At 71.5% G+C, this 15,083-nt stretch carries 12 protein-coding genes; 10 read left to right on the top strand and 2 right to left on the bottom strand.

The features are described from left to right. Window positions 1-93 precede the first annotated feature (93 nt). Complete coding sequence (locus ACGF0J_RS15665) at window positions 94-1,263, top strand: uroporphyrinogen-III synthase (RefSeq protein ID WP_393146147.1); 1,170 nt, start codon at window positions 94-96, stop codon at window positions 1,261-1,263. Further along, window positions 1,260-1,955: a sirohydrochlorin chelatase gene (locus tag ACGF0J_RS15670; RefSeq protein ID WP_393146149.1), complete on the top strand. Its 696-nt coding sequence runs from the start codon at window positions 1,260-1,262 to the stop codon at window positions 1,953-1,955. Before ACGF0J_RS15665 ends, ACGF0J_RS15670 begins: the two co-directional genes overlap by 4 nt. 72 nt (window positions 1,956-2,027) lie before the next feature. Here the strand turns inward: ACGF0J_RS15670 and ACGF0J_RS15675 are convergent, their stop codons facing one another. Together ACGF0J_RS15675 and ACGF0J_RS15680 are read right to left on the bottom strand one after the other, a co-directional pair. Then, window positions 2,028-2,537, bottom strand: coding sequence for a hypothetical protein (locus ACGF0J_RS15675; protein ID WP_393146151.1), 510 nt, complete (start codon window positions 2,535-2,537; stop codon window positions 2,028-2,030). A 210-nt stretch (window positions 2,538-2,747) separates the two neighbouring features. After that, entirely contained in the window at window positions 2,748-3,602 is an 855-nt protein-coding gene (locus ACGF0J_RS15680; RefSeq protein ID WP_393146153.1) for a PAC2 family protein, read from the bottom strand. A gap of 311 nt (window positions 3,603-3,913) precedes the next feature. Between ACGF0J_RS15680 and metH the strand changes: the two genes are divergently transcribed. The 8 genes from metH to ACGF0J_RS15720 all read left to right on the top strand — a co-directional run bounded on the left by metH (window position 3,914) and on the right by ACGF0J_RS15720 (window position 15,031). Next, complete coding sequence (metH, locus tag ACGF0J_RS15685) at window positions 3,914-7,378, top strand: methionine synthase (protein ID WP_393146155.1); 3,465 nt, start codon at window positions 3,914-3,916, stop codon at window positions 7,376-7,378. Window positions 7,379-7,419: 41 nt separating this feature from the next. Then, window positions 7,420-8,064: an HAD family hydrolase gene (locus tag ACGF0J_RS15690; RefSeq protein WP_393146157.1), complete on the top strand. Its 645-nt coding sequence runs from the start codon at window positions 7,420-7,422 to the stop codon at window positions 8,062-8,064. 143 nt (window positions 8,065-8,207) lie between these two features. After that, a complete protein-coding gene (locus tag ACGF0J_RS15695) occupies window positions 8,208-8,714 on the top strand; it encodes a cellulose synthase (protein WP_393146159.1) in 507 nt (168 codons plus the stop codon). Window positions 8,715-9,026: 312 nt separating this feature from the next. After that, window positions 9,027-10,025 (top strand): ABC transporter permease, encoded by a 999-nt coding sequence (locus ACGF0J_RS15700; protein WP_393146160.1) that lies wholly within the window; start codon window positions 9,027-9,029, stop codon window positions 10,023-10,025. A gap of 52 nt (window positions 10,026-10,077) precedes the next feature. Continuing rightward, the gene (locus ACGF0J_RS15705; RefSeq protein ID WP_393146162.1) at window positions 10,078-11,841 is read left to right on the top strand and encodes an ABC transporter substrate-binding protein; all 1,764 of its coding nucleotides are present in this window, start codon (window positions 10,078-10,080) and stop codon (window positions 11,839-11,841) included. A gap of 114 nt (window positions 11,842-11,955) precedes the next feature. Further along, window positions 11,956-12,975 (top strand): ABC transporter permease, encoded by a 1,020-nt coding sequence (locus tag ACGF0J_RS15710; protein ID WP_393146164.1) that lies wholly within the window; start codon window positions 11,956-11,958, stop codon window positions 12,973-12,975. Next, on the top strand, window positions 12,972-14,006 hold the full coding sequence (locus tag ACGF0J_RS15715) for an ABC transporter ATP-binding protein (protein ID WP_393146166.1): 1,035 nt from the start codon (window positions 12,972-12,974) through the stop codon (window positions 14,004-14,006). Before ACGF0J_RS15710 ends, ACGF0J_RS15715 begins: the two co-directional genes overlap by 4 nt. After that, window positions 13,967-15,031: an ABC transporter ATP-binding protein gene (locus ACGF0J_RS15720; protein ID WP_393146168.1), complete on the top strand. Its 1,065-nt coding sequence runs from the start codon at window positions 13,967-13,969 to the stop codon at window positions 15,029-15,031. Before ACGF0J_RS15715 ends, ACGF0J_RS15720 begins: the two co-directional genes overlap by 40 nt. Window positions 15,032-15,083 lie beyond the last annotated feature (52 nt).

Genomic DNA, 15,083 nt, shown 5'->3' on the forward strand with positions numbered 1-15,083 from the left:
TGTGATGCCCGGCCTGGCGCTCGGGGCCAGCCCGGGCCACGCACGCCAGTCAGGTCAGCCGGGTGGCGGCCCGACCCGTCAGGAGGTGTCCGCGTGAGCGCGATCCCCGCCGAAGGGCCGCCCCGGCCGCCCGAGACGGCGCCCAACGCCCTGTCCGGCTTCACCGTCGGCGTCACCGCGACCCGCCGCCGCGAGGAGTTCGGCGCGCTGCTCGAACGGCGCGGCGCCCGCGTCGTCAGCGCCCCGGCGATCCGGCTCGTGCCGCTCGCCGAGGACAGCGACCTGCTGGCCGCCACCCGGCGCAGCCTCGCCGCGCCCCTGGACGACGTGGTCGTCACCACAGGCGTCGGCTTCCGCGGCTGGATGGCGGCAGCCGAGGGCTGGGGCCTGTCCGCCGACCTGGTCGCCCGCCTGTCCACCGCCCGGCTGCTCACCCGCGGCCCCAAGGCCAGGGGAGCGGTGCGCGCCGCCGGCCTCGACGACCACTGGACACCCGACGGCGACTCCTGCCGCGAGGTCAAGGAGCACCTGCTCCGCCAGGACCTGCGCGGCCGCCGCATCGCCGTGCAGCTGCACGGCGAGCCGCTGGCCGACTTCGTCGACGCCCTGCGCGGCGCGGGCGCCGAGGTCATCGAGATCCCCGTCTACCGGTGGCTGCCCTACCGCGACCCCTCGCCGCTGCGCCGCCTGATCAGCCAGACCGTCTCCGGCGCCGTCGACGCCGTCGCCTTCACCAGCGCGCCCGCCGTGCACGCCATGGTCGCCGCCGCCCGCGCCGAGGGGCTGGAGGAGCCGCTGCTGACCGCGTTCGGCAGCCGCGTCGTGGCCGCCTGCGTCGGCCCCGTCACCGCCGAGCCGCTCGTCTCCCGCGGCATCCCGACGCTGCAACCCGACCGCGCCCGGCTCGGCTCCCTCGCCCGCGCCCTGGCCAGGCACCTGCCCGAGCACGGCGTCACCCGGCTCGTCGCCGGCGGCCACCCGCTGGAGATCCGCGGCCACGCCGTCGTGGTCGGCGGTGAGCTGCGCCCGCTGCCGCCCGCCCCGATGGCGGTGCTCAAACGGCTCGCCGACAAGCCCGGCCACGTCGTCTCCCGCACCGAGCTGCGCACCGTCCTGCCCGGCAGCGTCGCCAGGGAGTCCGCCGAGCACGCCGTCGAGATGGCCATCACCCGCCTGCGCCGCGCCCTCGGCCCGGCCGGCATCGTGGAGACCGTCGTCAAGCGCGGCTACCGGCTCGCCTGCGCCCACGAGGCCGACCGGTGAGGCCCACCCTCGTCCTCGCCGCGCACGGCACCCGCAGCGCCGCGGGGGAGCGCGCCCTCGACGGCCTGGCCGCCGCCGTCCGCCGGCAGCGCCCCGGCCACCGCGTCGAACTGGCCTACCTGGAGATCAGCCGCCCCCTGCTCGCCGACGCGCTGCGCGCCGTCGACGGCCCCGTCGTCGTGGCCCCGCTGCTGCTGGCCGGCGGCTACCACGTGCGCGTCGACCTGCCCGCCGTCCTCGCCGAGCACCGGCCCGACGCGCTCGTCACCCCGCCGCTCGGGCCGCACGGGCTGCTCACCTCCGCGCTCGCCCGCAAGCTCGCCCGCGCGGGGCTGCGCCCCGGCGACGCCGTCATCCTCGGCGCCGCCGGCTCCTCCGACCCCGCCGCGCTCGCCGACGTCCGCGCCCAGGCGCACCGGCTCGCGCTGCGGCTCGCCCGGCCGGTCACCGCCGCCTTCGCCTCCGCCGGCACCCCCACCCTGGGCGAGGCGCTGGACCGGCTCCGCACCGGCCCGGCCGCACGGCTGGCCATCGCCTCGTACGTGCTCGCACCCGGCTTCTTCCACGGCCGTCTCGCCGCCGCGGGCGCCGACCTGGTCAGTGAGCCGCTCGGCGCGGACCCGGACGTGGCGGCCCTGGTGTGGAGCCGCTTCGACCAGGCGGCCCTGCCCGCCCAGGCCGCCACCGCCTGAGGCGCGTGTGGCCCGCCACGCCCGCCCTCGCCTGAGGCCCGCGTGGCCGGCCGCGCCCGCCCTCGCTCCGGGTCAGCCGGGTGGCGGCCCGGCGGGCTCCAGGCGCAGCTCGCGGACGATCTCCTCGGCGCTGGCCTCCAGCGACGGCGCGGCGTCGGCGCCCACGAACATCTCCAGGCAGGCCCGGTGGAAGCAGCCCGCGAGCAACAGCCGCGCGCTCGCCTCCGGGTCCACGCCCGCGGCCACCCGGCCGAGCCGCCGCTCGCCCTCCAGGTAGGCCGCCAGCGGCACCACCTCGGCCGCCGGCCCGAGCCCCGCCTCACGCAACGCCTCACGGAACCGCACGGTCTCGTTCGGCGAGGTGAACGCGGGCAGCGCCGCCGACTGCACCTCCAGGTTGTAGGCGATGCCCGCCCGGGCGATCGGCACGAGGTTGTCGGCCACCCGCCCGAGCCCCACCCGCTCGGACAGGCCGTGCAGGACGCTGAGCCAGAAGGGCAGCCGGTACTGCAGCAGCGCCAGGAAGTGGTCGACCGAGCCGCCGGGACGCCCGTCCCTGAGCGCGAGGGCCATCTCCAGCACGCGTCGTCTCGTGTCCTGACTTCGCTGGTGCGGGTCTACGGGGGAAGTCACCATGAGCGGCCTAACGTGCGCGGTCACGTGGGGGTCGGTGCGGCGTCGCGGCGTGACGGGGATGTCTCTCCCCTTGAATCGGACCGTGTCCTAACAGCGTTTCACGGCCCCGATTATGACCCGGAACAGCCGAAAAGGCAGGCGCAGCGTCCCTGAGAGTTAGCTGTCAGTGTCGGTGTCGCGATGCCGCAGGTAGCGCTCGAACTCCGCCGCGATCGCGTCGCCGCTCGCCTCCGGCAGCTCGGCCGCGTCCTTGCGGTCCTCCAGCTCCTTGACGTACTCGGCCACCTCGCTGTCCTGCGAGGCCAGCTCGTCCACCCCCCGCTCCCACGCCCGGGCCTCCTCGTCCAGGTCGCCCAGCGGCATCGGGATCTCCAGCAGGTCCTCCAGGCGGCGCAGCAGCGCCAGCGTCGCCTTCGGGTTGGGCGGCTGCGCCACGTAGTGCGGCACCGACGCCCACAGCGACACGGCGTCCAGGCCCGCCTCGCCGAAGGCGTGCTGCAGCACCCCGACGATGCCGGTCGGCCCCTCGTAGCGGCTGAGCTCCAGGTTGGTCGAGCGGGCCAGCGCCTCGTCGGTGGCGCCGCCCAGGATCGGCACCGGCCGGGTGTGCGGCGAGTCGTTGAGCAGCGCGCCCAGCATCACGGCCAGCTCCACGCCCAGCTCGCGGCAGGCCTCGACGATGTCGGCGCAGAACGAACGCCAGCGCATGTTGGGCTCGATGCCGCGCAGCAGCACCACGTCGCGCTCGACGCCCGGCGGGCGGGCGCGCAGCAGCCGCGTGGTCGGCCACACGATCGACCGGGTCAGCCCGTCGCCCATCTGCACGACCGGGCGGGTCACCTGGAAGTCGTAGTAGTCGTCGGGGTCGAGCGCCACCAGCGGCTCGGCCTTCCAGGCGGTCTCGAGGTGGGCGATCACGCCGCTGGAAGCCTCGCCCGCGTCGTTCCACCCCTCGAACGCGGCAATGAGCACCGGGTCGACGAGCTCGGGGAGCCCTTCGAGCTCGATCACGTGGCGCCTCCTCTTTCCTCCATCGGGCCTAGCCTATGCGGTGAGGTGGTGCTCATGTCACCGTGTGCGGCGATCTAGCTCGCCACCCCCCGCGCGCCCGGGGCGCAGGAGCGCGGCAGGCCCGCGACAGCGTCCCGACAGGCGCGCGTGACCAGCCAGGACACCCGAAGGCGCCCCGGCGCGGGCGCGCCCCGGCGCCGGCCGGGGGAGCAGCCGCCCAGGTGGGGCGGTCGCCGCCGGCCGAGGGCGGCCTGTCCAAGGGGCGGAACACCCAAGCCTGCGCCCCTGGCGCAGCCGATAAGCTGCTCCCCATGAGCAGCTCTCCGTCCTTCCGCGAGGTGTTGTCCCAGCGAGTCGTCGTCGCCGACGGGGCCATGGGGACGATGTTGCAGGCTCAGGACCCCACCCTCGACGACTTCGAGGGCCACGAGGGCTGCAACGAGGTGCTCAACGTCACCAGGCCCGACATCGTGCAGGGCGTCCACGACGCCTACTTCGCCGTCGGCGTCGACTGCGTCGAGACCAACACCTTCGGCGCCAACCTCGCCGCCCTCGCCGAGTACGACATCTCCGAGCGCGTCCACGAATACTCCGAGGCCGGCGCCCGCATCGCCAGGGAGCGGGCCGACCACTGGTCCACCCCCGACCACCCGCGGTTCGTCCTCGGCTCGATGGGCCCCGGCACCAAGCTGCCCACCCTCGGCCACCTGCCGTACGCGAGCCTGCGCGACGCCTACCGCGACAACGCCGCCGGCCTCATCGCGGGCGGCGCCGACGCCCTCATCATCGAGACCTGCCAGGACCTGCTCCAGGTCAAGGCCGCCGTCATCGGAGCCAGGAACGCCGTCGAGGCGGCCGGCCGCGACGTGCCGATCATCGCCCAGGTGACGATCGAGACCAACGGCGCGATGCTGCTCGGCTCCGAGATCGGCGCCGCGCTGACGGCCATCGAGCCGCTCGGCGTCGACGTGATCGGCCTCAACTGCGCCACCGGCCCCGCCGAGATGAGCGAGCACCTGCGCTACCTCGCCCGCCACTCGCGGGCCCGCCTGTCGTGCATGCCCAACGCGGGCCTGCCGGTGCTCACCTCCGACGGCGCCTACTACCCGCTGAGCGCGCAGGAGCTGGCCGACGCCCACGACGCCTTCACCCGCGACTACGGCCTGTCCCTGGTCGGCGGCTGCTGCGGCACCACCCCCGAGCACCTGCGCCAGGTCGTCGAGCGGGTCCGCGGCAAGCAGCCCGCCGCCCGCCGGCCGCACCCCGAGCCGGGCGCCTCCTCCCTCTACCAGAGCGTGCCGTTCCGGCAGGACACCTCCTACCTCGCCATCGGCGAGCGTTGCAACACCAACGGCTCCAAGGTCTTCCGCGAGGCCATGCTGGCGGGCCGCTGGGACGACTGCGTGGAGATGGCCCGCGACCAGGCCCGCGGCGGCGCCCACATGCTCGACCTGTGCGTCGACTACGTCGGCCGCGACGGCGTGGCCGACATGAAAGAGCTGGCGTTCCGCTTCGCCACCGCCTCGACGCTGCCCATCATGCTCGACTCCACCGAGCCGGCCGTCCTGCAGGCCGGCCTGGAGATGCTCGGCGGGCGCGCCGCCGTCAACTCCGTCAACTACGAGGACGGCGCCGGCCCCGACTCCCGCTTCCAGAAGATCATGCGGCTGGTCAAGGAGCACGGGGCGGCCGTGGTGGCGCTCACCATCGACGAGGAGGGCCAGGCGCGCACCGCCGAGTGGAAGGTCCGCGTCGCCGTACGCCTCATCGAGGACCTGATCGGCAACTGGGGGATGCGGGTCGAGGACATCATCGTCGACTGCCTCACCTTCCCCATCGCGACCGGCCAGGAGGAGACCAGGCGCGACGGCCTGGAGACCATCGAGGCCATCCGCGAGCTCAAGCGCCGCTACCCCGGCGTGCAGACCACGCTGGGCCTGTCCAACATCTCCTTCGGCCTCAACCCGGCCGCCCGGATGGTGCTCAACTCCGTCTTCCTCAACGAGTGCGTCAACGCCGGCCTCGACTCCGCGATCGTGCACGCCTCCAAGATCCTGCCGATGGCGCGCATCCCCGACGAGCAGCGCCAGGTCGCCCTCGACATGGTCTACGACCGCCGCCGCGAGGGCTACGACCCGCTGCAGCGGTTCATGGACCTGTTCGAGGGCGTCGACGCCGCCGCCATGCGCGCGGGCAAGGCAGAGGAGCTGGCCGCGCTGCCGCTGTGGGAGCGGCTCAAGCGGCGCATCATCGACGGCGAGCGCAAGGGGCTGGAGGCCGACCTCGAGGCCGGGCTGGCGCAGCGACCCGCCCTGGAGATCATCAACGAGGTGCTGCTCGACGGCATGAAGACGGTCGGCGAGCTGTTCGGCTCCGGCCAGATGCAGTTGCCGTTCGTGCTGCAGTCGGCCGAGGTGATGAAGGCGGCCGTCGCCTACCTCGAACCCCACATGGACCGCGTCGAGGGCGAGACCAAGGGCCGCATCGTGCTGGCCACGGTCAAGGGCGACGTGCACGACATCGGCAAGAACCTCGTCGACATCATCCTGTCCAACAACGGCTACGAGGTCGTCAACCTCGGCATCAAGCAGCCCGTCTCGGCCATCCTGGAGGCGGCCGACGACCAGCGCGCCGACGTCATCGGCATGTCCGGCCTGCTGGTCAAGTCGACGGTCGTGATGAAGGAGAACCTGGAGGAGATGAACTCCAGGGGCCTGTCCGAGCGCTATCCGGTGCTGCTCGGCGGGGCCGCGCTCACCCGCGCCTACGTGGAGCAGGACCTCGCCGGGCTGTTCGAGGGCGAGGTCCGCTACGCCCGTGACGCCTTCGAGGGGCTGCGGCTGATGGACGCGTTCATGGCCGTCAAGCGCGGCGTCGCGGGCGCCACGCTGCCGCCGCTGCGCGAGCGCCGGGTCAAGACCGGCGCCGTGCTGGAGCGCACCCCCGTCGAGGAACTGCCGGCCCGCTCCGACGTCGCCCTCGACAACCCGGTGCCCAAGGCGCCGTTCGTCGGCGACCGCATCGTCAAGGGCATCTCGCTGGCCGACTACGCGGCCTTCCTCGACGAGCGGGCCCTGTTCCTCGGCCAGTGGGGGCTCAAGCCCACCCGCGGCGGCGACGGGCCCGGCTACGAGGAGCTGGTCGAGACCGAGGGCCGGCCGCGGCTGCGCATGTGGCTGGAGCGCATCCAGACCGAGGGGCTGCTGGAGGCCGCCGTCGTCTACGGCTACTTCCCGTGCGTCAGCGACGGCGACTCGCTGATCATCCTCGACGAGGCGGGCGGCGAGCGCACCCGCTTCACCTTCCCGCGCCAGCGCCGCGACCGGCACCTGTGCCTGTCCGACTTCTTCCGGCCGCGCGAGTCGGGCGAGACGGACGTGGTCGCCTTCCAGGTGGCCACCATGGGCGGCAAGATCTCCGAGGCGACGGCCGAGCTGTTCGCCAAGGACGCCTACCGCGACTACCTCGAACTGCACGGCCTGTCCGTGCAGCTCACCGAGGCCCTCGCCGAATACTGGCACGCCCGGGTCCGCGCGGAGTGGGGCATCGGCGGGGACGAGTCGCTCGACGACATGCTCAAGGTCAACATCCAGGGCTGCCGCTACTCCTTCGGCTACCCGGCCTGCCCCAACCTGGAGGACCAGGTGCAGCTGTTCGAGCTGCTCGACCCGGAGCGGATCGGGGTCACGCTGTCGGAGGAGTTCCAGCTCCACCCCGAGCAGGCCACCTCGGCCCTCGTCGCCCACCACCCCGAGGCCAAATACTTCAACGTCTGACCCGGCCCCGCCGGCAGCGCACGAGAACGATCGGGGAGTGCATGGAAGCCGTCTTCTTCGACATGGACGGGTTGCTGGTCGACACCGAAAGAGTGTGGCTGGAGATCGAGACCGAGGTGATGGCCCGGCTCGGCGCCGAGTGGGCGCCCGAGCACCAGGCCCACCTCCTGGGCGGCTCCATGGAGCGCACGGTCGACTACATGCTCGCCGTCTCCGGCTCGTCCACCGCCCCGGAGACGGTGTGGGAGTGGATGGCGGGCGGCATGGTCGCCCGGCTGGCCGGCGGCGTGCGCGTCATGCCCGGCGCCGCCGAGCTGCTCGACGCCCTGCGCGCCGAGGGCGTCCCGGTCGCCCTCGTCACCTCGTCCCTGAAGGAGATCGCCGACGCCGTCCTCGCGCACGTCGGCCACCACCGCTTCGACACCGTCGTCACGGCCGACGACGTGGAGCGGACCAAGCCCGACCCCGAGCCGTACCTGACCGCCGCCGACCTGCTGGGCGTCCAGCCGGTCCGGTGCGTGGTGCTGGAGGACTCGCCCAACGGCGTCGCCGCGGCCGCGGCCGCCGGCTGCGCGGTGGTGGCCGTTCCCGGGGTGCTGCCCGTGGAGCCCGCGCCCGGCCGCCTCGTCGTCCCGTCGCTCGCCACCGTCACCGTGGGGCACCTGCGCGACCTCGTCCGCGCCTGACCGCCTCCCGTCGAGATCCCGGCCGCACCACCACCCTCGTCGTGACGGGAACCACCCCTAGGGGTCCAGTCGTTCTCGGGGAGGAGGGCCGGAGCGGCACGCGTGCCAGGATGGAAGGCACAGTCGACAAGAGGGGCGACCGGATGACTTTCACTCAGATCGCGTGGTTGCCGCTGTGCGCCGGTGTCACCATCGCGGGGTTGGTGCTCAGCTTCCTGGCGTTCCGCCGGCGCGGGGCCGCCGCGGGCACGCGGGTGGCGGCGTGGGCGCTGCTGCCCCTGGCCGCCTATCTCACCGGCGCGCTGCAGGCGCTGTGGACCATCGGCACGACCGTCGTCGGGTTCTTCACGAGCCTGGTGTTCAACCCCGTCGTCTGGGCGGGCGTGGCGGTGGCCGGGCTGTCGGTGGTGCTGTTCGTGGTGTCGGGCGTGCTGCGCGGGCGCAAGCTCGCGAAGGCGTCCAAGACGTCCAAGGCGTCCACCGCCGGCCCGGCTCAGCCGAAGGCCCAGGGCGAGACCCGGGGCGGGGAGAAGCCGCGGGAGGTGCCCGCCCAGGCGGGCAAGCCTGCGGTGGCGGCCCCCGCGGAGCGCAAGAGCGACGACGACTTCTCCGACATCGAGGACATTCTTCGGCGCCGCGGCATCGGCTGACCGGTCACTGTCACAGATCCGCGACACAACCAGGATGCGCCGTGGACAATCAGGTCAAGATCGATACGAATGAGTTTCGCATGAATCACAGTTGAGCCACATAGCAGCGCTGAGGGCTGGTCAGCGCAGCTCAAGGCATAGATTCTGCACCCTGGGGCCGTGACGTGCGGTTCCGAGACGACACGGTTGTCACCCTGACCGGATGGCGGCCGTCGTGGACGTGGTCTGACACCCAGGGGGCCTGAAGCGCATGCGCAGTACCTTGGTCACGCGACCCTCGAAGCGCCGCGCGGCGCGAGGGGAGGGCGGCGCGTGACGGCACCACTCGACGTCCCCGAGTCCGCCTCCCACGCGGCACCCGAAGCGGTCGCGGCCGGCGCGGGCCGCGCGGCGATCCAGGGACGCTCACTCGGCCAGATCGCCTGGATGCGCCTCAAGCGCGACAAGATCGCCATGACCGGCGCGGGCGTCATCATCTTCCTCATCCTGGTGGCGATCTGCGCGCCGATCATCGTCAAGCTGTTCGGCCATCCGCCGCTGGAGTTCCACCGCGAGATGATCGACCAGGAGACGCAGATCCCCAAGGACAGGTTCGGCGGGATCGGCTGGGACTTCCTGTTCGGCGTCGAGCCGGTCTGGGGCCGCGACATCTTCAGCCGCATCGTCTACGGCGCGCGCATCTCCCTGGTCATCGCCTTCCTCGCCACCCTGCTGTCGGTCGGCATCGGCACCATCCTCGGCGTCACGGCCGGCTACTTCGGCGGCTGGGTCGACACCCTCATCAGCCGCGCCATGGACGTCTTCCTGGCCTTCCCGCTGCTGGTGTTCGCCATCGCGCTCGCCGGCGTGGTGCCCGACCAGGCGTTCGGGCTGTCCGGCGACACCCTGCGCGTCTCCCTGCTGATCTTCATCATCGGGTTCTTCAACTGGCCGTACATCGGGCGCATCATCCGCGGCCAGACCCTGTCGCTGCGCGAACGCGAGTTCGTCGACGCGGCCAGGAGCCTCGGCGCCCGCGGGCCGTACATCATCGTCCGCGAGCTGCTGCCCAACCTCATGGCGCCCGTCCTCATCTACGCGACGCTGCTGATCCCGACGAACATCCTGTTCGAGGCCGCGCTGTCGTTCCTCGGGGTCGGCGTCCGCCCGCCCACCCCCACCTGGGGCGGGATGCTGGCCGACGCGGCCCGCATCTACACCGTTCCGCACTTCGCCATCTTCCCCGGACTGGCGATCTTCATCACCGTGCTGGCCTTCAACCTCTTCGGTGACGGCCTGCGCGACGCCCTCGACCCACGAGGCAACCGATGATCTTCGATCTCCCCGATTCCCTGCCTCCCAACAACAAGGGGTGTAGCAACAGATGAGAAGAAAGCCCGCGCTGGCGGTGTCCGCGGTCACCGTGGCACTCGCCCTGGGCCTGTCGGCCTGCGGAGGCACCAGCACCACGCCTCAGTCGTCCGGCGAGCCCGGTCAGCCTGCCGCCCAGGACAAGGCCGACGCCGCGCTCACGGGGGTGTTCAACCCTTCCACCAAGAAGGGCGGCACCATCAAGCTGGCCAACTCCGGCGACTGGGACTCGCTGGACCCCGCCGACACCTACTACGGCTACTCGTGGAACTTCATCCGCCTGTACGGCCGCGCCCTGACGATGTTCCCCGGCAAGCCGGGCGCCGAGGGCGCCAAGCCGGTGCCCGACCTGGCCACGGACCTGGGCAAGCCGAGCGAGGACTTCAAGACCTGGACCTACACCCTGCGTGACGGTCTGAAGTACGAGGACGGCACCCCGATCACCGCCAAGGACGTGGCCTACGGCGTGGCCCGCTCCTTCGACCGGGAGACCTTCCCCAACGGCCCGACGTACCTCAACGAGCTGCTCAACTGGCCGAAGGACTACAAGGGCCCGTACAAGTCGAAGGGCGCCGACTTCAGCTCGGCCATCGAGACGCCCGACGACAAGACGGTGATCTTCCACCTGAAGCAGCCCTTCAGCGGCTTCGACTACCTGACCCAGATGTCGGTCACCATGCCGGTGCCCGAGGCCAAGGACACGGGCACCAAGTACCAGGAGCACGTGATCTCCTCGGGCCCGTACAAGTTCGAGAAGAACGAGATCGGCAAGGGCTTCACCCTGGTCCGCAACGACCAGTGGGACCCGGCGACCGACCCCAACCGGCCGGCGCTGCCCGACCGCTACGAGGTGTCGACCAACGTCAACGCCGACGACATCGACAACCGCCTCATCTCCGGCGACCTGCACGTCGCCATCGAGGGCACCGGTGTCCAGCCCGCCGCGCTCAGCAAGGTCCTGCCGGACCCGGCGCTGAAGGCCCGCACCGACAACCCCACGCTGCAGCGGCTCTGGTACACCTCGATCAGCCCGACGGTGAAGCCGCTGGACAACAAGGACTGCCGGATCGCGATCCAGTACGCCGCCGACAAGACCGGCTACGTCGCGGCCTACGGCGGCACCACCGGCGGCGAGATCGCGACCAGCCTGCTGCCCCCGGGCATCCCCGGCTACCAGAAGATCGACCTCTACCCGAGCCCCGAGGGCAAGGGCGACCTCGCCAAGGCCAAGGAGCACCTGGCCAAGTGCGGCCAGCCCAACGGCTTCGAGACGAACATCTCCTACCGCGCCGAGCGCGACAAGGAGAAGAAGACGGCCGAGGCGCTCAAGGAGTCGCTGGCCCGCGTCGGCATCAACGTGACGCTCAAGCCGTACCCGCTGAAGGACTACTTCTCCCTCTACGCCGGCAAGCCGTCGTTCGTGGTGAAGGAGAAGCTGGGCCTGGCCATCAACGGCTGGGGCTCCGACTGGCCTGACGGCTACGGCTTCCTGCAGCAGATGACCGACAGCCGCGTCATCCGCGAGAGCGGCGGCTCGTCCAACATCTCCGTCCGGATCCCCGAGGTCGACAAGATGTTCGACCAGGCGCTCCAGGAGGCCGACACGGCCAAGCGCGAGCAGATCTACGCCGCCATCGACAAGCGCGTCATGGAGGAGTCGGTCATCCTGCCGGGCATCGTGGCCAAGTCGCTGCTCATCCGCGGCAAGGGCCTGACCAACGTCATGGTCAACGACGGCCAGCAGATGTACGACTACGTGGCGATGGGCGTTCAGTAGCCCTCTCCGCAGTCGCAGGTGCAGCTGTAGGCCAACCGACCGAGCAGTAAGGCAGGTGAAGGCCGCAGGCGGCCGTCCCGGGCGAACCCCGGGGCGGCCGCCGGGCCGGGCACTGTGTTCACATACATCATCAGACGCCTGATCAGCGCAGTGATCATGCTCGCCATTGTGAGCATGGCCACCTTCGCGATCTTCTTCCTCGTGCCGCGGCTCGCGGGAGCCACCGCCGAGGGCATGGCCAGCCGCTACGTCGGCCGGACGGCCACGGAGGAGACGGCCAAGCTGGCCGCCGAACGCCTCGGGTTCAACGACCCCCTGATCGTGCAGTACGGCAGGTACGTCAAGGGCATCGTCGCCGGAGCCGAGTACGACTACGGAGCGGGCGTCGAGCAGTGCCCGGCCCCGTGCCTCGGCTACTCCTTCATCACCCGCCAGCCCGTCTTCCCCGACCTGATGAACCGGCTGCCCGTCACCCTGTCGCTGGCCATCGGCGCCGCGCTCATCTGGGTGCTGCTCGGCGTCGGCATCGGCGTGCTGTCGGCCCTGCGAAGAGGCACCGTCTTCGACCGGTTCGCGATGATCGTCGCGCTCGCCGGCGTCTCGCTGCCCATCTTCTTCACCGGCCTCATCTCGCTGCAGATCTTCGCCTACGGCAACCCGTTCAACTGGGCCGCCCAGGGCGGCTACTACGTCACCATCGAGGAATCGCCGGCCCGCTGGGCCTACGGCCTGCTGCTGCCGTGGATCACGCTGGCCTTCCTGTTCGCCGCCACCTACGCGCGCCTGACCCGGGCGGGCATGCTGGAGACGATGAACGAGGACTACATCCGCACGGCCAGGGCCAAGGGCCTCGTCGAACGCAAGGTGATCGTCAAGCACGGCCTGCGCGGCGCCCTGACGCCCATCATCACGATCTTCGGCCTCGACTTCGGCCTGCTCATCGGCGGTGCGGTGCTCACCGAGACCGCCTACTCGCTCAACGGCCTCGGCAAGTACGCCATCGACGCCATCACCAACCAGGACCTGCCCAAGGTCATGGGGGTCACCCTCCTGGCCGCCCTGTTCGTCATCCTGGCCAACCTGATCGTCGACCTGCTCTACGCCGTCGTCGACCCGAGAGTGAGGCTGACGTGAGCCAGCAGAGCTTCCTCGACGTCAAGGACCTGCGCATCCACTTCCCGACCGACGACGGCCTGGTCAAGTCCGTCGACGGCCTCACCTTCGGGCTGGAGCGGGGCAAGACCCTCGGCATCGTCGGCGAGTCCGGCTCCGGCAAGAGCGTCACCAGCCTCGGCATCCTCGGCCTGCACAAGGGCGGCCGGGCGAAGATCTCCGGTGAGATCTGGCTCGACGGCGAGGAGCTCGTCTCCGCCTCCCAGGAGCACGTGCGCGGGCTGCGCGGCAAGAAGATGGCGATGATCTTCCAGGATCCGCTGTCGGCCATGCACCCCTACTACACCGTCGGCGACCAGATCATCGAGGCGTACCGGATCCACCACGACGTCTCCAAGTCCGTCGCCAAGAAGCACGCCGTCGACATGCTCGGCCGCGTCGGCATCCCCGAGCCGGGCCGCCGCGTCGACTCCTACCCGCACGAGTTCTCCGGCGGCATGCGCCAGCGCGCCATGATCGCGATGGCGCTGTCGTGCGACCCCGAGCTGCTCATCGCCGACGAGCCGACCACCGCGCTCGACGTGACCGTGCAGGCCCAGATCCTCGACCTCATGCGCGACCTGCAACGCGAGTTCAACTCCGCGCTCATCATCATCACCCACGACCTGGGCGTGGTCGCCGAGCTGTCCGACGACATCCTCGTCATGTACGCGGGCAGGTGCATCGAGTACGGCGCCACCGAGGACATCTTCTACCGGCCCGAACACCCCTACACCTGGGGGCTGCTGGGCTCCATGCCCAGACTCGACCGGGAGCGGACCGAACGGCTGCTGCCGATCAAGGGCAGCCCGCCGTCCCTCATCAACGTCCCGCCGGGCTGCGCCTTCCACCCCCGATGCCCGTACGCCGAGCTGACCGGCGGCAAGGCCGACACCGAGGTGCCGCCGCTCGCCGAGACCGAGGGCGGCCACCTCGTGCGCTGCCACCTCGGCAAGGCCGAGCGGCGCAGGCTGTGGGAGAACGAGATCAAGCCAGTGCTGGAGACCCAGTGAGCCAGAACGAGCCGCTTCTGTCCGTGCAGAACCTGCAGAAGCACTTCCCCGTCCACAAGGGCCTGCTCAAGCGGCAGGTCGGCGCCGTCAAGGCGGTGGACGACATCAGCTTCGAGGTGTTCAAGGGCGAGACGCTCGGCCTGGTGGGCGAGTCCGGCTGCGGCAAGTCCACCACCGGCCGGCTGGTCACCAGGCTCCTCGAACCCACCGGCGGGAAGATCGTCTTCGAGGGCCGGGACATCACCCACGCGAGCCAGGGCAGCCTGCGCCCCCTCCGCCGCGACATGCAGATGATCTTCCAGGACCCCTACTCGTCGCTCAACCCGCGGCACACGGTCGGCGCCATCGTCGGCGCCCCGTTCCGCATCCAGGGCGTCCGGCCCGAGCAGGGCGTCAAGCGGGCCGTCCAGGAGATCCTCGAACTCGTCGGCCTCAACCCCGAGCACTACAACCGCTACCCGCACGAGTTCTCCGGCGGCCAGCGCCAGCGCATCGGCATCGCCCGCACGCTCGCGCTCAAACCCAAGCTGATCATCGCGGACGAGCCGGTGTCGGCGCTCGACGTGTCCATCCAGGCCCAGGTCGTCAACCTCCTGGAGGACCTCCAGGGCGAGCTGGACCTCACCTACGTGGTCATCGCGCACGACCTGTCGGTGGTCCGCCACATCAGCGACCGGGTCGCCGTCATGTACCTCGGCAAGATCGTCGAGATCGCCGACCGCAAGCGCCTCTACAGCGCGCCCATGCATCCCTACACCAACGCGCTGCTGTCGGCGGTGCCGGTGCCCGACCCGAGGGCGCGCGCCGGCCGCGAGCGGATCCGCCTCACCGGCGACGTCCCCAGCCCGCTCAACCCGCCGCCCGCGTGCCGCTTCCACACGCGGTGCTGGAAGGCCCAGGAGATCTGCAAGACGGTCGAGCCGCCGCTGGAGGAGTTGGCGGGCGGTCACCGGGTGGCCTGCCACTTCCCGGAGAACGCCCCGGACGTGCCGGCGGACCCCGCCGGCACCCCGGCCACCGCCTGACCCGCCGGCTCGACACCCCCCGCCCCGGCCCCTCCACCGCCGGGGCGGGGCC

The organism is Nonomuraea sp. NPDC047897, assembly GCF_043204415.1.
Classification (GTDB): Bacteria; Actinomycetota; Actinomycetes; order Streptosporangiales; family Streptosporangiaceae; genus Nonomuraea.